The following is a 15,195-nucleotide window of genomic DNA, read 5'->3' on the forward strand; positions in this document are numbered from 1 at the left end:
GCACCCCTACCGCCCGCAAGGACACCGCTGCGCACATCAATGAATGCATGAGCGCATCATTTCATGTGCTGGCGCCGTCCCGCTTCTGCTTCTGCTTCTGCTTCTGAACTGGATCTGACTGTATGAACTCCGTGACCGAACCTCTCGTGCGGCTCGCTGCGCGCGTCGACGCCATCCAGCCTTTCTACGTGATGGAATTGGCCAAGGAGGCCGCGCTTCTCGAGCGCGAAGGACGCGACATCATTCACATGGGAATCGGCGAGCCCGATTTCACCGCGCCCGAGCCGGTCATCGAGGCGGCCGCGAGCGCGCTGCGCCGCGGTGTCACGCAGTACACGAGCGCGCTCGGCCTGCACGCGCTGCGCGACGCGATTTCCGCGCACTACGCCGGGTTTTACGGCATCGACGTCGATCCGGCGCGGATCGTCGTTACCGCGGGCGCCTCCGCTGCGCTGCTGCTTGCGTGCGCGGCGCTCGTCGATCGCGACGACGAAGTGCTGATGCCCGACCCGTGCTATCCGTGCAACCGCCATTTCGTGATCGCGGCCGAAGGCAAGCCGGTGATGGTGCCGAGCGGCCCGGCCGAGCGTTTCCAGCTGACCGCCGCCGATGTCGAGCGCCTGTGGGGCGAGCGCACCCGCGGCGTGCTGCTCGCTTCGCCGTCGAACCCGACCGGCACGTCGATCGAACCCGCCGAGCTCGAACGCATCGTCAAGGCCGTCAGGGCGCGCGGCGGCTTCACGATCGTCGACGAGATCTACCAGGGCCTGAGCTACGACGCGAAGCCGGTGTCGGCGCTGTCGTTCGGCGACGATGTCATCACCGTCAACAGCTTCTCGAAGTACTTCAACATGACCGGCTGGCGCCTCGGCTGGCTCGTCGTGCCGCCCGAGATGGTCGGCGCGCTCGAAAAGCTCGCGCAGAACCTGTTCATCTGCGCGTCGGCGCTCGCGCAGCACGCGGCGCTCGCCTGCTTCGAGCCGGAGACGATCGCAATCTACGAAGCGCGGCGCCTCGAATTCAAGCGCCGGCGCGACTTCATCGCACCGGCGCTTGAATCGCTCGGCTTCTCGGTGCCGGTGATGCCCGACGGCGCGTTCTATGTGTATGCCGACTGCCGCGGCGTCGCGCACCCAGCGGCCGGCGACAGCGCGGCGCTCACGAAGGCGATGCTGCACGATGCCGGCGTCGTGCTGGTGCCGGGCATGGATTTCGGCACGCACGCGCCGAAGGAGTACATCCGGCTGTCGTATGCGACCGCGTATCCGAAGCTCGAGGAAGCGGTCGAACGCTTGGCGAAGCTGTTCGGGCGGCATTGATCCCACGGCGGGAATGAGAAGCCCCAGCGGCGCTGACGCGTGCCACCCGGCCGCTTTTCAACAGCCGCCTCGGGATCGCTAAAGCGCGCTGCGACATACCCCAACGACAAACGAGCAGCCAGACGAAAAAAAGGACACTGCGAAGTGTCCTTTTTTCATTTGCTAGCGAGGTACGACCTCGAGGTGGGAACTTCAGAAGTACCGCCCTCAGGCCCCCAGATCCGAAGCCGACGCCACATGCCGCGTCGCATTGGAACTCGCGTCGTCCTGATCGTCCGGCTGCGTATGTACCGCCGGCGTCGCCGAGCTCAGCGCATGGCCGCTCTGCAACGTCACCTGCACCCGCTTGCCGGTACCGCTGCCGCTGGCTGCTGCTGCCGGAGCCGGATTGGCCGACGCGGTCAGAACCGGTGCCTGCGGCGCATTGATCGGCACCTTGCGGCCGTGCGCGACATCGCGCAGACGGCCGCGCTCGGCCATCACCTTGGCGCCGTAGCCGCCGTCGTCCTGCGAGGTCGAGCCGACGTAGAGGCGAAGGCCGCCCGGCAACGAACCGCCGCGCGCGATGCAATCCTTCAGCACGAGCGCGCCGACCTTGATGTTCGCGAGCGGTTCGAGCGCCGCGCTCTGGCCGCCGAAGTACTGGAACTTGTCCGAATGCACCTTCGACATCACCTGCATCAGGCCTTGTGCGCCGACGCCGCTTTCGGCATACGGATTGAAGCCCGATTCGATCGCCATCACGGACAGCAGCAGAAGCGGGTCGAGGCCGACTTCGCGGCCGGTGTCGAACGCGGCCTTCACGAGCTCGCTGACGGGCTCCTGAGCGACGCGATAACGCCGTGCGATATACGACGCGACCAGGTCCTGCTCGCGGCTTGACACGAGCACGCGGTCGTCGCGCGCATCGGCGGACACGCGTTGCGACGGAATCAGGCGCGCGAGCGCGCTGACGCTTTGCATCGTGCGCGGATCGAGACCGTTCAGCGCCGCGACGCCCATGCCGACGGAGTCAGCCGAGCCGGCGGGGTTGTCGAAAGCGCCGTTGAAGCTGGTGTTGCCCGAAGTAAAAGTCGTGCTGCCGTCGTTCGCGCTGTCGGTATTGCTCAGCGAATTGGCCGACTGTAATTCGTCGGAGGACGAGCCCGCGGCTCCGGCCGGTGCAATGGACGGCAGCGGATTGCCTTGCAGCAGGCGCACGGGGCCCGCCTGCACGGCGGCGGAAATAACCGGCATCAGCCGCGCGGCGAGCACGCCACGCCAGGCTGGCATCAGCCACAGTGCGAGAGCCAGCACCACGGCGATACCGCCGACAATGCTGAACAGATGATGACTTAGTCGCGTCCCGCGCCGCAGCGCACCGCGTACAACTTGTGCAATGCGCTCATCGGGACGCCACGATAACCAGGCGCTCATTCAGATCTCCCATCTTGCATGATCCGCGAACCCCGCCCGATGAACAGGCGACACTACGTGTTCGCAGAGTCAGGACATCGCGTGCTTGTCTGGTTGGCCAGCAGCGACGTCGGGAAAACGGCAAATACCGTTGGTGAGGAGCCATCTCAAAAAACAGCCCGCACACTCTAAGCATGCAGGCGTGGCTCCCACGCGAAAAACCAGCGCCTATGGACGCTGGCGAGGACTTCATAAGGCCGTTCGTACCCTGCTGGGAGTGGAAACGGTGACGCGTTGCGTCTTAAGAAACCGAGGGCGGCGGTAAAAAGGTTAACGCCCTTCAACCAATGTGGACGGATTTTATGCACCGTTTTATAGATCGTCAACACTATAGAATGTCAAATTTATAACTATTTGTAATTATGAACAGTGTTCAGTTGCCCGGAAACCATGCGGAATGCACGTTTTGAGCGATCAAACCTTGGTCGTCACGCTTATGACATTTGGCCGATCTACGTGCGCTCACCAACGCAGGTAAAATCGACAATCGATTCGGCGCCCCGCAACCCGGCCGCGCCGTCCTTTTTTCCGATCGTCGTAGTTCGATCCACCGCTTACCCGCCGCTCATGCGGCCCCTGAACCGTCACAGATGAAATACAAAGACCTGCGCGATTTCGTCGGCCGCCTGGAAACGATCGGTGAACTTCGCCGTATCCCGCAAAAGGTGTCGCCGAATCTCGAAATGACCGAACTGTGCGACCGTGTGCTGCGTGCGGGCGGCCCGGCCTTGCTGTTCGAGAACACCGAACAGCATGCGTTCCCGGTGCTCGGCAATCTGTTCGGCACGCCGCGCCGCGTCGCGCTCGGCATGGGGATCGATGCGCAGGCAGGCGTTGGCGACACCGCGGCGTTCGAGTCGTTGCGCGACGTGGGGCGGCTGCTGTCCGCGCTGAAGGAACCGGAGCCGCCGAAGGGACTCAAGGACGCCGGCAAGCTGTTGTCGCTCGCGAAGGCAGTGTGGGACATGGCGCCGAAGACAGTGAGCGCGCCGCCCTGCCAGGAAATCGTCTGGGAAGGCGCCGATGTCGACCTCGCCCGCCTGCCGATCCAGACCTGCTGGCCGGGCGACGCCGGACCGCTCATTACATGGGGCCTGACCGTCACGAAAGGCCCGAACAAGAGCCGACAAAACTTAGGGATATATCGCCAGCAACTGATCGGCCGTAACAAACTGATCATGCGCTGGCTCGCGCATCGCGGCGGCGCGCTCGACTTCCGCGAGTTCGCGCTGAAGAATCCCGGCAAGCCCTATCCGGTCGCTGTGGTGCTCGGCGCGGATCCGGCCACGATCCTCGGCGCAGTCACGCCAGTGCCCGACACGTTGTCCGAATACCAGTTCGCCGGGCTGCTGCGCGGTGGCCGCACCGAGCTGGCGAAATGCGTCACGCCGGGCGTCGACGGCTTGCAGGTGCCCGCGCGCGCCGAGATCGTGCTCGAAGGCTTCATCTATCCGCAGGAGGGCGCGCCCTCGCCTGCGCCCGCCGGGGCGCCGCCGCGCCCCTCGAAGGGCGCGTCGGCCATGTATGAACATGCGCTCGAAGGCCCGTATGGCGACCACACCGGTTACTACAACGAGCAGGAGTGGTTCCCCGTCTTCACGGTCGAGCGCATCACGATGCGCCGCGACGCGATCTACCACTCCACCTACACCGGCAAACCGCCCGACGAGCCGGCCGTGCTCGGCGTCGCGCTGAACGAGGTGTTCGTGCCGCTGCTGCAGAAGCAGTTCACCGAAATCACGGACTTCTACCTGCCGCCTGAAGGCTGCAGCTACCGCATGGCGATCGTGCAGATGAGGAAGAGCTACCCCGGCCACGCCAAGCGCGTGATGTTCGGCGTGTGGAGCTTCTTGCGGCAGTTCATGTATACGAAGTTCATCGTCGTCGTCGATGAGGACGTCAATATCCGCGACTGGAAGGAAGTGATCTGGGCGATCACGACGCGTGTCGATCCGACGCGCGACACGGTGCTCGTCGATCGCACACCGATCGACTATCTCGATTTCGCGTCGCCGGTGGCCGGGCTCGGCTCGAAGATGGGGCTCGACGCGACCAACAAGTGGCCCGGCGAAACCGACCGCGAATGGGGCCGCCCGATCGTCATGGACGAGGCGGTCAAGCAGCGCGTGGATCGTTTGTGGAACGAGTTGGGCCTGTAACGTTCGCCTGATAAAAAAATCAATAACGGATGGAGCGGTAGCCCGGATGCACGCCTTCTCAATGATGTCGGACGGCTTTTTTCTGTCGTTGTCGCTGTGCCTCGACATCGGTCTCGTTAATGTCGCGATCATTTCGCTGACGCTGTCGCACGGCTTCCGGCCGGGCTTCTGGCTCGGCCTCGGTTCGTGCGTCGGCGACCTCATTTATGCGGCGCTCGCGCTCGCGGGCATGGCCGCGCTGCTGCAGTTCGAATCGGTGCGCTGGGTCGTGTGGATCGGCGGCGCGGCAATCCTGCTCTTTCTCACGTGGAAGATGGCGCGTGAAGCGATGTTCCCGGCCACGGCGCCCGCCGTCGCCGGCGAAGGCGATGTCAACGCGCCGCATTTGTCCGCGTGGCGCGGTTTTCTGCGCGGCGTGCTGCTCGCGGTGTCGTCGCCCTCGGCGATTCTGTGGTTCGCGGCCGTTGGCGGCGCGTTGATCGCGAAAGCGGGAGCGACGAGCCCGAAGACCGCGCTGGTCTTCCTCGGCGGCTTCTTTCTCGGCGGCCTGTGCTGGACGCTCTTTATCTGCGGGCTCGGTAGCCACGGCCGCAAGCGCGCCGGCGCCGGTTTACTGCGCGCGTGCCATGTGCTGTCGGCACTGCTGTTCGCGTATTTCTCGTACAGCGTGATCGTCAACGGATATCACGATCTGATCGTGCAAGGCGCGGCGCACGTGACGAGCTGAAAGCGGAAAGCTAACAGGCAAAAAGAAAGCGGCTCGCCTCGGCGAGCCGCTTTTCCTTCAGGCGAATTCGGCCCAGGCGCTTACGCGAGATACTGCGCAAGCTTCGGCAGATCGACATTGCCGCCGCTCACCACCACCCCGACGCGCTTGCCCTTCACCGGCACGATGCTATTCATCACCGCCGCCGCGGCGAGGCAACCGGTGGGCTCCACGACGATCTTCATGCGCTGCGCGAAAAAGCGCATCGTTTCGATCAGTTGCGCGTCGCTGACCGTTTCGATCCGCGTGACCAGCTCGCGGATGATCGCAAACGTGTAGTTGCCGAGATGCGTGGACGCGGCGCCATCGGCAATCGTGCGCGGCGTGTCGATATGCACGATCTCGCCGCGCGCAAGCGATTGCTGGCCGTCGTTGCCCGCCTCCGGCTCCACGCCGATCACGGCGCATGCGGGGCTCAGCGCCGCCGCCGACAACGCGCTGCCGCCAATCAGCCCGCCGCCGCCAAGGCACACGAACAGCATATCGAGCGACCCGGTCTCGTCGATCAGCTCTTTCACCGCGGTGCCCTGCCCGGCAATCACATGCGGATGATCGTACGGCGGGATCAGCGTCATGCCGCGCTCTTCGGCGAGCCGCCGGCCGATCTCCTCGCGGTTCTCCTTGTAGCGGTCGTAGGTGATCACTTCACCGCCATAGCCCTTCGTCGCGGCGACCTTGGCCTCGGGCGCATCGTGCGGCATGACGATCGTCGCGTGGATGCCCGCGAGGCGCGCCGACAACGCGATTGCCTGCGCATGATTGCCGGACGAATAGGTCAGCACCCCCGCTTTGCGCTGCTCCGCGTCGAAATGCGAGATCGCGTTGTACGCGCCGCGAAACTTGAAGGCGCCCATGCGCTGGAAATTTTCGCACTTGAAGAACACGGACGCGCCCGTGCGCTCATTGAACGTGCTCGACGTGAGAACGGGGGTACGGTGCGCGACGCCCTCGAGACGCGCGGCGGCGTCGAGAACGTCATCGAAAGTGGGAGCGGGAAGCGCTTGCATCGGCGAAACTCTCCTGAGCGATGGCGAAACAGCCATTCTCCCAGCTTCGCCGATGCTTTGGAACGGCGCTCAGGCTACCGCGAGCGTGAAAGCGAAAGTAGAAAAACAAAAACGGCGCAACCCGGCGCTCAGGCCGGCGTTACGCCGTCGGTGTTCCTGCGCGCGTCATGCGCGCCTGCGATCAGCGGCGGTAGTAGCCGTGGTGACCGTAGTAGCCGCGATAGTAGCCGCGGTGATAGTAAGGCCGGCCGTAGCCGTATCCGTAATAACCGCCCACGACCACCGGCGGCGGTGCGACGACGACCGGAGCATAAACCGGCGGCGGCGGGGGCGCGTAATAGACCGGCGGCGGCGCCGCATACACCGGATACGCCGGCGCGATCGGCACCCCAATGCCAATACCAACGGAAACGTGCGCCTCGGCGGCCCCGGCAAGTCCCAGGCCGAGCGCGGCTGCAACGACAAACGGAACGATCTTTTTCACTTCTATTCTCCTAGCGCGGCCTGCCAAGGTCGCCGACTGCGCATGCCTTGCATGCTGTGAAATCAATGTATCGAAAAAGCCTCGGCCTAATTGTTCGCATTTGTTGCAAATTGCAATCGGCCACCGAGGCGGCCTTTGCACCTGCTGAGCTCGCAGATGCGAAAGCACCCGCGGCAGAGGCGAAATGGGCCGGGAATCAAAGGGTTGGACGGAACTGGGCAGTCGCGCTTCAGATTTAGAGCCGCAAAGGCATTCTGGCGTTCGCGCTTCGGTAATGTTTGATTACAAATTCGCTTCAATTCTGACAGCGGGAAGGAATTTCCCATAAAAATGCTCGGCCAATCCATTTAGCCGAGCATTTTCTCACCTGCGAAGGCCGCGCGCCTAGCCGACTTTCACATATACGAATTCGCGGGACACATTCGGCGGAACGTAGGCGCCGCTGATCCGCACGCGCGGCGTCAGGCGTTTTTTCTGATCCCACCAGCGACGGCGTTGTGCGTGCGTCAGGAACCGCAAGTGTTTTCGGTAAGAAAAAATATTCATCTCGACTCTCCGGAATCTGACTGCGAACGAAGTACGGAACAGCAACTGCAAAACCGGCTCGTGAACCGCTCATCAAACTCTTCGGCCCCGCGGGCGCCATATCGCACACAAACTGACCGGAAGAACCGAGTGGGGCCAGATCGCACCGCGACTCACAGGATGCGCGATACTTCTGCTTTCCCGTTCACACGATCCGTCTGGAGCACGCGACCATGTCCCAGTCTTCCTTGCCGCGCATCGGCTTCATCGGCGCGGGGCGGCTCGCGCGCTGTCTCGCGCTCGCCTTTGCACGCGCCGGCTATCCGGTCACGGCGGTGGCAAGCCGCTCAGCGGATTCCGCGCGCCGGCTTGCCGACCAGATCGAGCATTGCGCGGCATCCGGCAACGCGCAGCAGGTCGTCGACGCCGCCGATATCGTTTTTTTAGCCGTTCCCGACGACAGCATCGGTACGACAGCGCACACACTCCGGTTCGGCCCCGACAATGCAAGCCGGCACAGCAAGGCGCTCGTGCACTGCAGCGGGGCGTCGCCCGTCGAGTTGCTCGCGCCCGCGCGCGACAAAGGGGTATCGATCGGCGGCTTTCATCCACTCTACCTGTTCGGCGGCGAACTCGCCGACCTCGAACGGATCGCCGGCTGCTCGGTGACGATCGAGGCCGACGGCGCACTGAAAGACACGCTGACCGCGCTCGCCGTCGCGCTGCGCTGCCATCCGCTGTCGATTCCGCCTGGCGGGCGCATGCTCTATCACGGCGCCGCGCACTATGCCGCGAGCTTCGCGCTGTGCAGTCTCGCCGAATGCGTCGCGCTGTGGCGCACGCTCGGTTTCGCCGAGGACGACGCGCTGCGCGCGCTGCTGCCGATGCTCGCCGGCACGATCGAAACCGCGCGCGACAAGGGCCTGCCCAATGCGCTCGCGGGCCCGGTGTCGCGCGGCGACACGGGCGTCGTGCAAAAGCAGCTTGCGCTGCTCGAAGGGCTTGGCGGCGACCACGCCGCGCTGTATGGTCTGCTGACGCGGCGCGCGATCGGCCTCGCCCGGCGCCGCGCAAACCCGCCCGCCACGATCGAGGCGATCTCCGAAGCGGTGGAAGAATCGCTGAGCCGCTCGCTGAATCCGGCCGCGGCAGGTGCAAGCGTCAAGTAAGCCGTGATAATGTGGCGTCCGGCGGGCGCCGCGCGAACCAGCGTTGCGCCGTGCCGCGCATCGGGATCAACAGACGAGAACGCACAAATGATCAAGGTCAGCATCCTCTATCCGTACCGGGAAAACGGCCGCTTCGACATGGACTACTACTGCGCCACGCACATGCCGCTCGCGGCGAAGCTGTTCGGGCCGGCGCTCAAGGGCTGGTCGGTCGATGCGGGCATCAACGCCGGGCCGCCCGGAACGCCGCCGCCCTACGTGGCCGCCGGTCACTTCCTGTTCGATAGCGCGGAAGACTTCTATAAAGTATTCAAGCCCGCGTCCGAACAACTGTTGGCGGACATCCCCAACTACACCGACGGCGGCAACGGCGCGATCCTGATCAGCGAGGTTCGGGTTTCCGTGTGACGTCGCGCAGACAGCAATGAAGCGGCGGCGCGCAATGACGTCGAGCCGTCGCGTACCGAACCCGGGGCGAACCCACGTAACGTAACGCCGCGCCGCGCGAAGCAACGCATGCCCTCTTCGCGCGGCCGCCTGCAACAGACGCTGCACGATGCGCTCTTTCGCGAGAAAGGCGCTTGCAATTCCAAACGAACCGCCGGTGCGCTCCGATCGGGCGACGCCGGCAACCCGCGGCCGGTCAGCGGCCGTCATCAGAAGCATAAGGAAAGGACACGAGATGTTTGGCGATATCGCCCGTTTTCTGCTCAATACCGTCTTCACGCTGTTCGGCGCGGCGCTGCTCCTGCGCGCGTGGCTGCAGGTCGTACGCCTGCCGCCGTACAACCCGGTGTCGAACGCCGTGATGCAGGCCACCAACTGGATCGTGCTACCGCTGCGGCACATCCTGCCGAGCACGCGCAACATCGACTGGGCAAGCGTCGCGGCGACGCTGATCGCGGCGATCATCTACGTGGTGCTGATGGTCGTGCTCACCGGCGCCGACCCGCTCACGCTCGTGCCGACGCTGCTGATCGTCGCCGTGCTGACCGCGATCAAATGGGCGCTGAATCTGATCATCTGGATGACGATCCTGATGGCGCTGCTGTCGTGGCTCAATCCGCGTTCGCCCGCGATGCCGATCCTGTATCAACTGACCGCGCCGTTTCTGAATCCGCTGCGCCGCGTGCTGCCGCAACTCGGCGGCATCGACCTTTCGCCGATTCTGCTATTTGTGATCGTGCAGGTGCTGCAGATGGTGGTCACGCGCGCGGCGGTGCAGCTGACTTATTTTGTGATCTGACGGCGTGCGGCGGGACCGTGGTTGTCCGGTTTGTGTCGCCGCCCGGCCCATGTTGCCGCCACGCGATACCGGCACGCGCAGTCCCGAGATTGCCGCGGGCACCCAAAACCCTGTAAAATTATGCGCTCTGCGGGCGTCGTATAATGCGATAATACCCCAGCTTCCCAAGCTGCAACGGCTTGAGCAAACCCACTATTCATGCGGGTTTTAGAGGTAGTTTTCCGGCGGGCGCCATTGAAAACTACATGTAATGCGGGTTTGACGACGACGCCAGTTTTCACCCCAGCACATCAAGTCGGAAGCTAATAATCTACTTGGCATTTTTCCGGCACTCCTTCCCCCATCAGCGCTACAGCGTAGCTGTTGCTCCAGTGGCTAGATTGCTCCGAAGCGCTTCAACAGTTCGAGCTGTTTCTGCAGCTTCTCGATGTCCATGCTGGAGTCAAGCGTAACATTGACATTAAAGACAGCGCGCGGTCCGCTATGGGTCGTGCCCATTGATGACGTAGCTGCTACGACATTCGCACCATTACCGTGCCCCGTCGCGGCCTCGGTGCCCGTGTCAACGCCAAGATTGCTCTCTCCAGTCTCAACCACATCTGTCAATGCGTCCGTTGGTAAGTCAGGATTCATGTCGTCAGCAGTTGTACCGGCAGACATCTCCGAGGCATCGTTCGACGTCATATGCGTTACACGATCCCCGTCGACAGTCACCAGACCTGCGGTCGTCATGCCGGAAACATACAAATCCACGCAGGTTTCTGTCTCGTCAGGGTGGACCTTCAGGTCGGCAGCACGTTGCTTCAGCTTGGATTTCGTTACGGTATCCCCATGAAAGGTATCGAACAGTTTTTTGAATACCACCGGTTTTAACATCGCCCGTCTGTACAACGGGATCAACTCCTCTTGCGGTGCCGCCGCAATTTGCTTGGCCAGTTCGTCAGCAGAGAAGTTCGACTTTGCGTCCCCCTTGAGAAAGCCATACTGCCTCAGCGCAGACAGGCGTACGTCTCCCATACCGGTCTTGGCTCCAACCACACCGGAGAAGATAACGTCCTTCGGTTGCGCGCTTGTGTGCGTCTTGCTGACCAGCTTCCGTGCATACGCGAGTGCATCTATAAGTGCTACTCGTGGAAAAACGGTGCCACCCTTTCGCCCGCCTTTCGGCATCGGTCGCGCCTTCTTCTCTCCAGTAGTCATACATCACCCTTCAGTGCGTTGAGTAGGTCGTCCAAGCCTGCCTTGTAAGACTTCGAAAAATCTGCGTACTTCTTGTCGGCGAGAATCTGTGGCATTGGCGAGTCATCGAGCTTCAGCGGCAAGATATGGACCTTCCGTCGTTGTACCTCATTGACGAGCGCGTTGTTCAGTTCCTTCTGAACCCAAGGCGAGTTCGCAGAGTTCCCACTCATCCCGATCAGGAAGAAATCGGAGCCAGCCAAGCCTTGCGCAATTTTCTCCGGTATGGAGTCTCCTACCCGTATTCGCTGCTCATCGAGCCACACGTCAACCCCGTTCGCAGTGAGGTCAGCCGCGAGTTGCCGAATGAAGGGCTTGTCGATGGAACTGTGCGACAAGAACGCAATGCGACGTCCCTTTTCGTCCTTGTGACGCTGCTCTTTTTTGCTTTCAGCCGCATCAACAAGATCCTCGGCGATCAGAGTCGGTTGCAGTGCACCAAGTGACTGGGCCCATTCAAGCAGAGGATTAATGTCCGCAGGAACAAACGGCGTAATGCCAGCGATGGTCGCCGCCTTGCGAAGAGCAACATCCGTCTTATCACCCAGCCTCAGAAACTGGCGAACGCCTGTTAAGAGGGGAAGTCGAACTAGTGCCTCCTTGACCACCGCCTCCTTCTGTTCCTTCGATCCTTTGTAGGGGTAGGGAAGCACCAAGGCGTAACCTGAGCCGACACTATCAACCATCCCTATCTGACAGGCGTTTTTTAGCAACTTTCCCGCCGTCCTTGGATCAATCCCCGCGAATTGGGCGACCTGACCGTTTGACGGCGCATCCAGCCATGCGATTGCATCAAGTACAACGAATAGTGAATCGAGCTTGGCGGGTTCGAACCGCTGCGAATTGGTGGAACTGGAAAGTCTTTTCGCGGGCGATTTCTGTGCAGTGGTTTTCTTCGTCGTTGTTTTCGTCACCATAGCGTTTCTTCGTTAGTCGTAGCTAAACCCTTTATGAACCATGCAGCGACGGGAATTCCCCCGTGCGTCGCCACTCCGCGCAATCTAACACGTCCACGGGGTATCAAATCAGGTGTAGCAGCACACCAAACTCAAACAACACCACCGTCGGCCACGCAAATTACCACGGGACCGCTGCGCTCTCGTCAGCCGCATCGGAACGTCCTTCGGGAGTAACGCCGTCTCCCGTTACCATTGGAACAAGCTGCAATTGCTCGCGTACAGACGCGATGCGTTGCTTCAGTGCCCCCTTCCGTACAGTGAAAACGTTCAAGTATACTGACCCGACCTGTGACGGAGGGTAAAAGCGCCCGCGCTTCCGAAAAAGCGCCGGCCGCGAATGTCAGTTCGAGTTTGTGTACGGCAGCGCGAATCTGTCCTCGCTGCTGACCTGACAGGTCCGGCAAGGTTGCTTCCGAAAACGTCGCGAAGAGCAGCGGCAAGATCGTGAACCTGACCGGCAGTAAGGGGTGGGAAATCACCTTGGCATTGGATATCGTTCATGCGAAGACTATCCCGCCGACCGCGTTGTTTTGCCAACGGGGGACGTCGCAGCCGCACCCGCTAGAAGAGAGGACAAATCGTGGAGCTTGATCCGAGCGTCATGGCTGGTTTCGGCGTATCCGAGCACGACATTCAGTCGTTCACTGAATTGAACGCTGGACTGGCTGGAATCGACACCTCACGATTGAGCAAATTCTTGCTCGTACAATTAACCAGCGCGTGGAAGCATCGGACCATCAACACGTTTGCGATCACCGACGTAATCCAGCAACTTGAAGGGCGCGGTCCAAATCGCAGCAGCACCGCGAAACCACGCCCATTCAAGCACGAACCCCTGCGTGGGCTATGGAAGGTCCATTTCTTCGATCCGCGCTTTCTTATGCACAACATCTCCAACCAGTGGGGCTTGCCTGGCCCGGAGAGTGACAAGTTCGACAAGTTATGTGCGCACGTCGCAGCAGAGGAAAACGAAAATCCGTCCACTGTTGGCTGGCAAGGAAGGTTGGCTCACGAACTCGTGATCGAAGGCTATCAGGATCGCGCCGCCAAGCGAAAACTGACCGGTGAGTGGCTGATCTTTGGAGTGCAGGAGCAAAAGAACGTATATCTTGCTCTGTGCACTCATTCTGACGGTCCAGAACAAGATAGCGAGATATATAACGCCCTTCTTAGTCTGTGCGGAGAAGAATTCCCGGAAGTCTTTGCAACGGTTGCCGGTGGTGAATAAAACGTTCGGTCGAAGGTCTACTTCTGCCGTGCGCTACGCGTTTCCGTTGCTGCCGCGCGAAGGCTTTACGCACTCTCAGACCGTCAACACTCTGACTACGGGCGATTGGCGCCCTCTCTATCGCCCGCCCACGCAAAAATCCGAGAACCTGTGCTGTAGAATTGTCCGTGCCCTAAAGCGCAACGCGTGGAGGCTAGATGCATTCGGATGACAGCACTAATAACTCGATCGTTCCAACGGATTCGGCCGTCGATCAAATTAGGGCTCAGCTCGAAAAACTTAACCCAAGCACTAAACGCCGCATCCTTGAAAAGTTTGCCTTGGCGGCGCTCGGGAGTATTCCATGGGTCGGCGGATTTATCAGCGCGCTCGCGAGCATGAAGACCGAAGAGGCCGGTCTGCATGCATCGTCCCTCCAGACGCAATGGCTCGAAGAACATCAAGCCAAGATGGAAACCCTGAGTGCGACCATGCAAGATATCGGTCGGCGATTCGAGGCAATCGGTGATGAAATCGATGAGCGGCTCGCGAGCGACGAATATCTGGACATCGTGCGAAAAGCCTTTCGCGCGTGGGACAAGGCCGACACCGAAGAAAAGCGCCGCTATGTGGCAAACCTCGTAACGAATGCCGCTGGAACACGACTATGCTCCGATGACGTTGTTCGGCTCTTCATCGACTGGCTGGACACTTATCACGAATCGCATCTGGCTGTAATTCGCGAAATTTTCAGCAATCCCGGCTCGACGCGGTTTGATATCTGGACCGCGATTTACGGCAACCTCGTCCGCGAGGACTCAGCGGAAGCGGATCTATATAAGCTGCTGATCCGTGACCTAAGTACAGGTGGCGTCATTCGGCAAGCGCGTGACACTACCACTGACGGGCAATTCTTGCGCAAACAGACGGTGCGTAGGCCGGCAGGTCCAGCTAACGCAACCGTCGAATCCGCGTTCGAAAGCAGCAAGCAATATGTACTTACCGAGCTTGGCAAACAGTTTGTGCACTACTCAATGAACGAGGTTGTTCAACGCGTATCGGGCGACTAAGCGCACGGCGCGAAAGGGTCTTTATCTCAGTCGGCGAGACATTAATGCAGCATCCAAGTCTCTCGCGAGATTGTCTGCGTGGACTCCGAGAATGGCCCATATCGCCATACAGCGCAATCGCATGGCAACGGCGGTGGTTTCCTCGGGTTCACCACCATGCCTATACGTTATGTCGCGCCCCTTGAAGAGATGAGAAGCGGCCAGTTCGGTGTCTTCGAAGAACTTAGTCAGCAGCTTATCGAGGCGCACAGGCTGATCCCGGTGTCCGAGAGCGTTGCGAAGGGAATTCAAGGATGTAACGCCCTTCCAAAAATCGGCAGTGGCAGCGGTGCCCACCATGGCACGCGCGAGCTTCGCGGCAGTACCGAAACTGAAAATATCGTTCTCGGCAGCAGGCCTGACGTAGTTCGCAACACCCGCAGAGATGATATCGTGCAGCCGCTCTTCGACCATCATGTGCCCGCGAAGAACCGCCATCAAAAGATCAGCCCTGCGATCAAAAGCCCAATTAAATTGCTCAAGCTTTGCGTCTATGCCTGTTGCGAAACGCTCTCTCAATAATATCTTTCAGGGTTGTTGACTGCATGTGC

15 protein-coding genes are annotated in these 15,195 nt (G+C 61.2%); 9 read left to right on the top strand and 6 right to left on the bottom strand.

Translation table 11 applies throughout. From position 1 onward, the window contains the following. The first annotated feature begins 122 nt into the window (after positions 1-122). Positions 123-1,319, top strand: a complete 1,197-nt coding sequence (locus B9Z01_RS04910) for a pyridoxal phosphate-dependent aminotransferase (protein ID WP_085481079.1) — start codon at positions 123-125, stop codon at positions 1,317-1,319. Positions 1,320-1,526: 207 nt separating this feature from the next. Here B9Z01_RS04910 and B9Z01_RS04915 read toward each other — a convergent pair whose 3' ends face one another. Further along, a complete protein-coding gene (locus B9Z01_RS04915; protein WP_085481080.1) occupies positions 1,527-2,735 on the bottom strand; it encodes a lytic transglycosylase domain-containing protein in 1,209 nt (402 codons plus the stop codon). A gap of 629 nt (positions 2,736-3,364) precedes the next feature. Here B9Z01_RS04915 and B9Z01_RS04920 point away from each other — a divergent pair. Beyond that, positions 3,365-4,933, top strand: coding sequence for a UbiD family decarboxylase (locus tag B9Z01_RS04920; protein ID WP_085481081.1), 1,569 nt, complete (start codon positions 3,365-3,367; stop codon positions 4,931-4,933). A 46-nt stretch (positions 4,934-4,979) separates the two neighbouring features. After that, a complete protein-coding gene (locus tag B9Z01_RS04925) occupies positions 4,980-5,660 on the top strand; it encodes a LysE family translocator (protein WP_085481082.1) in 681 nt (226 codons plus the stop codon). Between the two features lie 80 nt (positions 5,661-5,740). Here B9Z01_RS04925 and B9Z01_RS04930 read toward each other — a convergent pair whose 3' ends face one another. The 3 genes from B9Z01_RS04930 to B9Z01_RS35430 form a co-directional block, all read right to left on the bottom strand. After that, a complete protein-coding gene (locus B9Z01_RS04930; protein WP_085481083.1) occupies positions 5,741-6,706 on the bottom strand; it encodes a threo-3-hydroxy-L-aspartate ammonia-lyase in 966 nt (321 codons plus the stop codon). 181 nt (positions 6,707-6,887) lie between these two features. Further along, entirely contained in the window at positions 6,888-7,190 is a 303-nt protein-coding gene (locus B9Z01_RS04935; protein WP_085481084.1) for a hypothetical protein, read from the bottom strand. 384 nt (positions 7,191-7,574) lie between these two features. Then, entirely contained in the window at positions 7,575-7,736 is a 162-nt protein-coding gene (locus tag B9Z01_RS35430; protein WP_167387428.1) for a hypothetical protein, read from the bottom strand. Positions 7,737-7,948: 212 nt separating this feature from the next. On the opposite strand from B9Z01_RS35430, the gene B9Z01_RS04940 reads away from it, so the two are divergent. From B9Z01_RS04940 to B9Z01_RS04950, 3 genes are all read left to right on the top strand, one after another. Further along, the gene (locus B9Z01_RS04940) at positions 7,949-8,884 is read left to right on the top strand and encodes a Rossmann-like and DUF2520 domain-containing protein (RefSeq protein ID WP_085481085.1); all 936 of its coding nucleotides are present in this window, start codon (positions 7,949-7,951) and stop codon (positions 8,882-8,884) included. An 87-nt stretch (positions 8,885-8,971) separates the two neighbouring features. After that, positions 8,972-9,292, top strand: coding sequence for an EthD family reductase (locus B9Z01_RS04945; RefSeq protein WP_085481086.1), 321 nt, complete (start codon positions 8,972-8,974; stop codon positions 9,290-9,292). A gap of 274 nt (positions 9,293-9,566) precedes the next feature. Continuing rightward, positions 9,567-10,130 carry a YggT family protein gene (locus B9Z01_RS04950; RefSeq protein ID WP_085481087.1) on the top strand — a complete coding sequence of 188 codons (564 nt, stop codon included), beginning with the start codon at positions 9,567-9,569 and terminating at the stop codon, positions 10,128-10,130. 375 nt (positions 10,131-10,505) lie between these two features. On the opposite strand, the gene B9Z01_RS04955 is transcribed toward B9Z01_RS04950, so the two are convergent. Both B9Z01_RS04955 and B9Z01_RS04960 read right to left on the bottom strand, forming a co-directional pair. Beyond that, entirely contained in the window at positions 10,506-11,330 is an 825-nt protein-coding gene (locus B9Z01_RS04955) for a hypothetical protein (RefSeq protein ID WP_143808811.1), read from the bottom strand. After that, positions 11,327-12,286, bottom strand: coding sequence for a toll/interleukin-1 receptor domain-containing protein (locus B9Z01_RS04960; protein ID WP_085481089.1), 960 nt, complete (start codon positions 12,284-12,286; stop codon positions 11,327-11,329). Before B9Z01_RS04960 ends, B9Z01_RS04955 begins: the two co-directional genes overlap by 4 nt. A 622-nt stretch (positions 12,287-12,908) precedes the next feature. Here B9Z01_RS04960 and B9Z01_RS04965 point away from each other — a divergent pair. The 3 genes from B9Z01_RS04965 to B9Z01_RS34655 all read left to right on the top strand — a co-directional run bounded on the left by B9Z01_RS04965 (position 12,909) and on the right by B9Z01_RS34655 (position 15,166). Continuing rightward, on the top strand, positions 12,909-13,556 hold the full coding sequence (locus B9Z01_RS04965) for a hypothetical protein (protein WP_085481090.1): 648 nt from the start codon (positions 12,909-12,911) through the stop codon (positions 13,554-13,556). Between the two features lie 197 nt (positions 13,557-13,753). After that, a complete protein-coding gene (locus B9Z01_RS04970) occupies positions 13,754-14,605 on the top strand; it encodes a hypothetical protein (RefSeq protein WP_085481091.1) in 852 nt (283 codons plus the stop codon). Between the two features lie 78 nt (positions 14,606-14,683). Then, complete coding sequence (locus B9Z01_RS34655; RefSeq protein ID WP_143808812.1) at positions 14,684-15,166, top strand: hypothetical protein; 483 nt, start codon at positions 14,684-14,686, stop codon at positions 15,164-15,166. The last annotated feature ends 29 nt before the right edge of the window (positions 15,167-15,195 follow it).

The organism is Paraburkholderia susongensis (assembly GCF_900177725.1).
GTDB lineage: Bacteria > Pseudomonadota > Gammaproteobacteria > Burkholderiales > Burkholderiaceae > Paraburkholderia > Paraburkholderia susongensis.

What these genes read in the sequence shown, in the direction of transcription:
- B9Z01_RS04910 (WP_085481079.1), top strand. Translation starts at nt 123, where the DNA reads ATGAACTCCGTGACCGAACCTCTCGTGCGGCTCGCTGCGCGCGTCGAC.
- B9Z01_RS04915 (WP_085481080.1), bottom strand. Translation starts at nt 2,735, where the DNA reads ATGAGCGCCTGGTTATCGTGGCGTCCCGATGAGCGCATTGCACAAGTT.
- B9Z01_RS04920 (WP_085481081.1), top strand. Translation starts at nt 3,365, where the DNA reads ATGAAATACAAAGACCTGCGCGATTTCGTCGGCCGCCTGGAAACGATC.
- B9Z01_RS04925 (WP_085481082.1), top strand. Translation starts at nt 4,980, where the DNA reads ATGCACGCCTTCTCAATGATGTCGGACGGCTTTTTTCTGTCGTTGTCG.
- B9Z01_RS04930 (WP_085481083.1), bottom strand. Translation starts at nt 6,706, where the DNA reads ATGCAAGCGCTTCCCGCTCCCACTTTCGATGACGTTCTCGACGCCGCC.
- B9Z01_RS35430 (WP_167387428.1), bottom strand. Translation starts at nt 7,736, where the DNA reads ATGAATATTTTTTCTTACCGAAAACACTTGCGGTTCCTGACGCACGCA.
- B9Z01_RS04940 (WP_085481085.1), top strand. Translation starts at nt 7,949, where the DNA reads ATGTCCCAGTCTTCCTTGCCGCGCATCGGCTTCATCGGCGCGGGGCGG.
- B9Z01_RS04945 (WP_085481086.1), top strand. Translation starts at nt 8,972, where the DNA reads ATGATCAAGGTCAGCATCCTCTATCCGTACCGGGAAAACGGCCGCTTC.
- B9Z01_RS04950 (WP_085481087.1), top strand. Translation starts at nt 9,567, where the DNA reads ATGTTTGGCGATATCGCCCGTTTTCTGCTCAATACCGTCTTCACGCTG.
- B9Z01_RS04955 (WP_143808811.1), bottom strand. Translation starts at nt 11,330, where the DNA reads ATGACTACTGGAGAGAAGAAGGCGCGACCGATGCCGAAAGGCGGGCGA.
- B9Z01_RS04960 (WP_085481089.1), bottom strand. Translation starts at nt 12,286, where the DNA reads ATGGTGACGAAAACAACGACGAAGAAAACCACTGCACAGAAATCGCCC.
- B9Z01_RS04970 (WP_085481091.1), top strand. Translation starts at nt 13,754, where the DNA reads ATGCATTCGGATGACAGCACTAATAACTCGATCGTTCCAACGGATTCG.